The sequence below is a fragment of the Agrococcus sp. DT81.2 genome, from assembly GCF_049844935.1.
Classification (GTDB): Bacteria; Actinomycetota; Actinomycetes; order Actinomycetales; family Microbacteriaceae; genus Agrococcus.
Map to the genome: position 1 here is coordinate 124,301 of NZ_JBNCLZ010000006.1, position 6,286 is coordinate 130,586.

Here is a 6,286-nt window from a genome sequence, read left to right on the forward strand (position 1 = left end):
GTGCCTACCGCGACGGCCTCGTGTGGATCACGACCCAGTCCGTCGGCTCGAGGGCGAAGCCCGAGATCTGCCGATGCCAGTCGATTCCGTTCGAGCCGAGCGCATCCCAGTCGAGGGGGAACGCCTCGAGGCGCGTGCCCGGCTCCGCGGCGGACTCGAACGCCAGCGGGAACGACTCCTCGGTCGCGACGGCCGAGTAGCCCTCGGCCACCGCCCGTGACTGCAGCAGCGCGCCGACGTCGTCTCCTCGGACGTAGGCGTGCGACACCTCGACCACCGACTCAGCGCCGTCGGGCTCCGTGCGGAAGGTGAGGGTGCACACCGCCGCCGCACCGTCGAGCAGCGCAGCCGGTTCGAAGCCCACCGCGGGCTCGGCGACCGCGAGCCAGCCCGCGGCGTCCGGCGAGTCGAGATCGACCATCGCGGCGGCGAGCACGACGCCGTCTCCGCATGCCGGTGCCTCGTCGAGCGGTACGCCGGTCGCTGCGACCAGCGGAGCGGCGCTCGCGGTGGCACTGGTCGTGGGAGAGGCAGTCGTCGAGCCCTGCTCGCCGTTCGGCGCGGTCGGCGCGGTCGACTCCGGCGACGATGCTGGCGACGATGGCGATGGCGATGGACTGTCGCTCGCATCGATCGTCGTTCCCGGCTGGGCGCATGCCGTGAGCGCGAGCGTCGCGAGCAGCACGAGAGGCACTGCGAGCCGCATGGGGTCTCCGATCGGTCTGCGCTGCGTCGACGTGCGCCGGCTGAGAGCCGGTGCGAGTGCTGGATCCGCCTGCTCGGCTCGCTCAAGCCGAGCCCTATCCCTGGGTGAAGTCGGCGTGCCACACCAGCACCGCATCCGGGTCGGCGCCCGAGAGGCGCAGGATGTCGGCGGCATTGCCGATCATCGGATCGTCCCCGTCGAGCGGTGCCCAGAAGATCTTCATCGTCGAGGTGCCGTCGGCATTCAGCGGCGCCTCGCGCTCCACGAAGCCGGTCTGGCCCGTCCGTGACTCGTAGCCGTTCGCGGTCGCCCACGCCTCGAGCTCCTCGAACACGTCGTCGTCCCGCTCGAGCACCGCCTCCGAGACGACGGCGACGCCGGGACTGCCGTCCGTCGGGATGCGGTACGTCACGACGCACACGACGTCGAGGCCGTCGATCGCATCGGCCGGTTGGAACACGCCCTCCGGCTGCGCGGACTGGAGCTGCTCCTCCGGCGTGCCCTCCCATCCGACCGGCCCGCCGCTGATGACCGACAGCACATACTCGTCGCCGCAGTAGCGAGCATCGTCGTCGCCGGATGCGCTGGGCGAGGGAGACGCGGATGGCGTGGGGCCGAATGGCGTCGGTGCGGGCGGCGTCGTCGCCTCGCTCGTCTGCTCCGTCGGTACCGGCGACGACGGCTCCGGCGTGACCTGCGGCGCTGACGGCGCGCAGCCCGTGATGGCGGCGAGCACGATTGCGCCGGCTGCGAGTGCGGTGGTCGATCGCATGGAGCGCTCCTTCGGTGCGGGCGCCTCAGGCGCGTCCTGCCAGTATCCGAGGTTCCGCCGCCTGCCGGCCGAGAGGCCGGTCACGATTCGGCCACGGTCCGCGCGAGCGAGGGCGTCTGCTCAGCGCCAGTCGCGGAACTCTTGATCACCGGGTCACGACGGCGGCGTCTCCCACCCCTGCAGCGCCGGGCACACCTGCCACATGACCCGCACATCCCCGCCGTCGAGCGGGATCCCAGCCTCGTCGGCGTGGCGCTGCACGGCTCCCGCGCCCTCATAGCGGCTCACCGCATCCCACTGCAGCAGGGTCATGACGCCGCCGTCGTCGGGGTTCACGTCGATGCCGTAGCTGCGGGTGTTGTCGAACATGCCGATCTCGGTCTTCGTCAGTCCGTGCGCGGTCGACCAGGCGATGAGCGCTTCATCGATCTCGCGTCGGCGGTCGCCGTCGGCGCCGCCGTCGAGGAACGCGCGCGAGAACTGCATCTCGCAGTCGTTCATGAGCATCGTCCACGAGATCGTGCAGAGCACGTCGAAGCCGTCGAGTGCGCTGGGCAGCGCGAAGCCGGGGCGGAGGAAGCCCTCAGGTACCTGCCCCTTGTCGTCGCCCTCTGTGAAGACGCCGTCGCCGCACGTCACGTCGGGCCCCGGCGCGATGGCCGACGCCGCGGGCATCGCCGTCGCGCCCACGTAGGTGCGGTCGGGTGCGCCGCCGCACGCTGTCAGGCCGATCACCGCGACGGATGCGACCGCGGCGGCCGCGAGCGCCGGGTGCGGGTGGGATGCGCGAGCGCGGGGCCGTGCCATGGCCGCCTCTTCCTCGAGGGTCGGCGCCGATCGTACGCCGGAGCCGCCCCGTGCGGCAGGGGCGACCTCCGCCGCCGCGCGAGCGCTCCGAGCGGCCCCGGCTAGGCTCGGCAGCATGCAGCACCATGACGTGAGAGCCCACAAGAGCGCCGAGAACCTGCCCCGTGAGGAGCAGCTGGCATGGAAGATCGCGCAGGTCGCGGTCGACCCGGTGGAGGTGGATGCGGATGTGGTGGAGATGATCGCGAACCGCATCATCGACAACGCATCGGTCGCGATCGCGAGCCTCAACCGGCCGCCGGTCGTCTCTGCCCGGGAGCAGGCGCAGCGGCACGCGTACGCTCCGGGCGCCGCCGTCTTCGGCATCGAGGACCGGGTCAGCCCGGAGTGGGCGGCGTGGGCGAACGGCGTCGCCGTGCGCGAGCTGGACTACCACGACACGTTCCTGGCGGCCGACTACTCGCACCCGGGCGACAACATCCCGCCGATCCTCGCCGTGGCGCAGCACGTCGGCTGCGACGGGCGCGCGCTGGTGCGCGGCATCGCGACCGGCTACGAGATCCAGGTCGACCTCGTGCGGGCGATCAGCCTGCACAAGCACAAGATCGACCATGTCGCGCACCTGGGCCCGTCGGCGGCGGCGGGCATCGGCACGATGCTCGGCCTCGACGCGGAGACGATCTTCCAGGCGATCGGTCAGGCGCTGCACACGACGACCGCCACGCGCCAGTCGCGCAAGGGCGAGATCTCCACCTGGAAGGCGCACGCGCCCGCGTTCGCGGGGAAGATGGCGGTCGAGTCGGTTGACCGCGCGATGCGCGGGCAGACGAGCCCGGTGCCGATCTACGAGGGCGAGGACGGCGTGATCGCCTGGCTGCTCGACGGCTGGGAGGGCGCGTACCAGGTGCCGCTGCCCGCGCCGGGCGAGCCGAAGCGCGGCATCCTCGACACGTACACGAAGGAGCACTCCGCCGAGTACCAGGCGCAGGCGTGGATCGACCTCGCCCGCCGCCTCTCGGCCGAGCGGCCGGAGCTGCGCGACCCCGAGAACGTCGCGTCGATCGTGCTGCACACGAGCCACCACACGCACTTCGTGATCGGCTCGGGCGCGAACGACCCGCAGAAGTACGACCCGACCGCATCGCGGGAGACGCTCGACCACTCCATCCCCTACATCGTCGCGGTCGCGCTGCAGGACGGCGGCTGGCACCACGTCGACTCGTACGCGCCCGAGCGCGCCCAGCGGCCCGACACCGTCGAGCTGTGGCAGAAGATCACCACGCTCGAGGACCCGGTGTGGACCGAGCGGTACCACGACCCCGACCCCGACAAGAAGGCGTTCGGCGGTCGCATCGTCGTCACGCTCGCCTCGGGCGAGGTGCTCGAGGCAGAGATCTCGGTCGCGGATGCGCACCCGGCCGGGGCGCGCCCGTTCGGCCGTGCGGAGTACGTGCACAAGCTGCGCACCCTGGCGCAGGGCATCATCGAGGATGCGGAGATCGACCGCTTCCTGGGGCTGGTGGAGCGGCTGCCGGAGCTGAGCGTCGACGAGGTGCGGCAGCTGACCGTCTTCGCCCCCGCCGGCACCGTCGACCAGGGCACGACGAAGGGCCTCTTCTAGTGCTGTCCACGACGGTCACCCCGTCCCAGAAGCGGCAGGCGCTCCGTGCCGGGCTCGCCTCGGGCACGCTGCAGCGGTTCCCGGGCGCGTTCACGCCGCTGACCGCGCCGCTCATCCAGCAGCTCGGCTTCGAGGGCGTCTACATCTCCGGCGCCGTCATGGCCGCCGAGCTGGGGCTGCCCGACATCGGCCTGACGACGCTCACCGAGGTCGCCCAGCGCGGCCGCGAGATCTCCCGCATGACGGATCTGCCGACGCTCATCGACGCCGACACCGGCTTCGGGGAGGCGATGAACGTCGCCCGCGCCGTGCACGAGCTCGAGGACGCCGGCGTCTCCGGCCTCCACCTCGAGGACCAGGTCAACCCCAAGCGGTGCGGCCACCTCGACGGCAAGGAGGTCGTGTCCCTCGACCTCGCCGTGCAGCGCATCGCGGCCGCCGTCGCCGCCCGCCGCGACCCGGACCTGGTCATCATGGCCCGCACCGACATCCGCGGCGTGTCCGGTCTCGAGGCCGCGAAGGACCGTGCCAAGGCGCTCGAGGCGGCCGGCGCCGACGCGATCTTCCCCGAGGCGATGGCGAGCCTCGAGGAGTTCGCCGCCATCCGCGACGCCGTGCAGGTGCCGATCCTCGCCAACATGACCGAGTTCGGCAAGAGCGCCCTCTTCACCCACCAGCAGCTGCAGGACGTGGGCGTCAACATCGCGATCCACCCGGTCTCGCTGCTGCGCATCGCGATGGGCGCCATCGAGCGCGAGCTCGGGCTGCTCAACGAGACCGGCACCCTCGACGGTGCCGTCGAGCGCATGCAGACCCGCGCGCGCCTCTACGAGCTCAACGACTACGCCGCCTACAACACCTTCGACGAGGGCGTCTTCAACTTCGACGTGCCCGGGAGCGAGCAGCGATGAGCGTGCTGTTCTCGCCTGTGCAGCTCGGGCCGATCGAGGTGCGCAACCGCGCGTGGGTGTCGCCCATGTGTCAGTACTCCTGCGAGGAGCAGGACGGCATGCCGGGCGACTGGCACCGCGAGCACCTGACCTCGTTCGCGCGCGGCGGTGCCGGGCTCGTCATGACCGAGGCGGCGGCGGTCGAGCCGATCGGCCGCATCTCGCCGCAGGACCTGGGCCTGTGGAACGACGCGCAGGCCGAGGCGCTCGCGCCGATCGCGGCGCGCATCCGTGCCCACGGCGCCGTGCCGGCGGTGCAGCTCGCGCACGCGGGCCGCAAGGCGTCGACCTACCGCGAGTGGAGCGGCAGGGGATCGGTCGCCGAGGAGGACGGCGGCTGGCAGACGGTGAGCGCCGGGCCGGATGCGTTCGGCCGGTACGCGGCGCCCCGCGCGCTCGCGTCGGACGAGGTCGCGGCGCTGCCGGAGCTGTTCGCCGCCGCGGCGCGCCGCGCGACCGCCGCCGGCTTCGACGTCGTCGAGATCCACGCGGCGCACGGCTACCTGCTGCACCAGTTCCTCTCGCCGCTGTCCAACCAACGGGAGGACGAGTGGGGCGTCGGCGACGAGGGGCTCCGCACGCTGCTGCTGCAGCGCGTCGTCGAAGCCGTGCGCGCCGCGGTGCCGGACGCCGCGCTCATGGTGCGGCTGAGCGCATCCGACTGGGTCGACGGCGGCATCGACGCGGCGATGACGATCGAGCACGTGCGGGTCGCGCTCGCCGCGGGCGCTGACTGGTTCGACCTCTCCTCCGGCGGACTCGACCCGCGGCAGGAGATCCCGCTCGAGCCGGGGTACCAGGTGCCGTTCGCGCGGGCCGTGCGCGCCGCGACGGGCGCGAAGGTCAACGCGGTCGGGCTCATCGAGGAGGCGGCGCACGCCGAGGCGGTGCTCGCCGAGGGCGACGCCGACGCGGTCATGCTGGCGCGCGCGTGGATGCGCAACCCGCACTGGGCGCTCGCCGCCGAGACGGAGCTCGACGACGTGCCGGATGCGTCGGTGTGGCCGCCGCAGTACACCCGAGCCCGCCGCGTCCCCGCCCGCACCCGCTGACTCCCGCTCCCGCCCCGCCGCCCGCTCGTCGAGCAGCTGCCCACCTCCCGCTCGTCGAGTAGCTGCCGGCGAAGCCGGCCGCCCCTCCCGCTCGTCGAGTAGCTGCCGGCGCAGCCGGCCGCGTATCGAGACGACCTACGCTGAGCTCGAGCGGTTCTGATCTCGATACGTGGCCTGCGGCAGCTACTCGATCAGCGGAGAGGGGCGTGGCCTGCGGCAGCTACTCGATCAGCGGGGCGGGGCGCGGCCTGCGGCAGCTGCTCGATCAGCGGGGAGGGGCGCGGCCGGCCGCCCCTCCCGTTCGTCGAGTAGCTGCCGGCGCAGCCGGCCGCGTATCGAGACGACCTACGCTGAGCTCGAGCGGTTCTGATCTCGATA

At 72.5% G+C, this 6,286-nt stretch carries 6 protein-coding genes; 3 read left to right on the forward strand and 3 right to left on the reverse strand.

What is annotated here, in order from left to right:
* Nucleotides 1-4 precede the first annotated feature (4 nt).
* The 3 genes from ACLQ21_RS12450 to ACLQ21_RS12460 all read right to left on the reverse strand — a co-directional run bounded on the left by ACLQ21_RS12450 (nucleotide 5) and on the right by ACLQ21_RS12460 (nucleotide 2,285).
* Nucleotides 5-706, reverse strand: a complete 702-nt coding sequence (locus ACLQ21_RS12450) for a hypothetical protein (protein WP_425664116.1) — start codon at nucleotides 704-706, stop codon at nucleotides 5-7.
* A 94-nt stretch (nucleotides 707-800) separates the two neighbouring features.
* A complete protein-coding gene (locus tag ACLQ21_RS12455) occupies nucleotides 801-1,478 on the reverse strand; it encodes a hypothetical protein (protein ID WP_425664118.1) in 678 nt (225 codons plus the stop codon).
* Between the two features lie 153 nt (nucleotides 1,479-1,631).
* Nucleotides 1,632-2,285 (reverse strand): hypothetical protein, encoded by a 654-nt coding sequence (locus ACLQ21_RS12460; protein WP_425664120.1) that lies wholly within the window; start codon nucleotides 2,283-2,285, stop codon nucleotides 1,632-1,634.
* 115 nt (nucleotides 2,286-2,400) lie between these two features.
* Between ACLQ21_RS12460 and ACLQ21_RS12465 the strand changes: the two genes are divergently transcribed.
* From ACLQ21_RS12465 to ACLQ21_RS12475, 3 genes are read left to right on the forward strand one after another with little or no spacing between them, the layout of a single operon-like run.
* Nucleotides 2,401-3,906 (forward strand): MmgE/PrpD family protein, encoded by a 1,506-nt coding sequence (locus ACLQ21_RS12465; protein ID WP_425664121.1) that lies wholly within the window; start codon nucleotides 2,401-2,403, stop codon nucleotides 3,904-3,906.
* Nucleotides 3,906-4,817 (forward strand): methylisocitrate lyase, encoded by a 912-nt coding sequence (prpB, locus tag ACLQ21_RS12470; RefSeq protein ID WP_425664123.1) that lies wholly within the window; start codon nucleotides 3,906-3,908, stop codon nucleotides 4,815-4,817. Before ACLQ21_RS12465 ends, prpB begins: the two co-directional genes overlap by 1 nt.
* Nucleotides 4,814-5,908: an NADH:flavin oxidoreductase/NADH oxidase gene (locus ACLQ21_RS12475; RefSeq protein ID WP_425664124.1), complete on the forward strand. Its 1,095-nt coding sequence runs from the start codon at nucleotides 4,814-4,816 to the stop codon at nucleotides 5,906-5,908. Before prpB ends, ACLQ21_RS12475 begins: the two co-directional genes overlap by 4 nt.
* The last annotated feature ends 378 nt before the right edge of the window (nucleotides 5,909-6,286 follow it).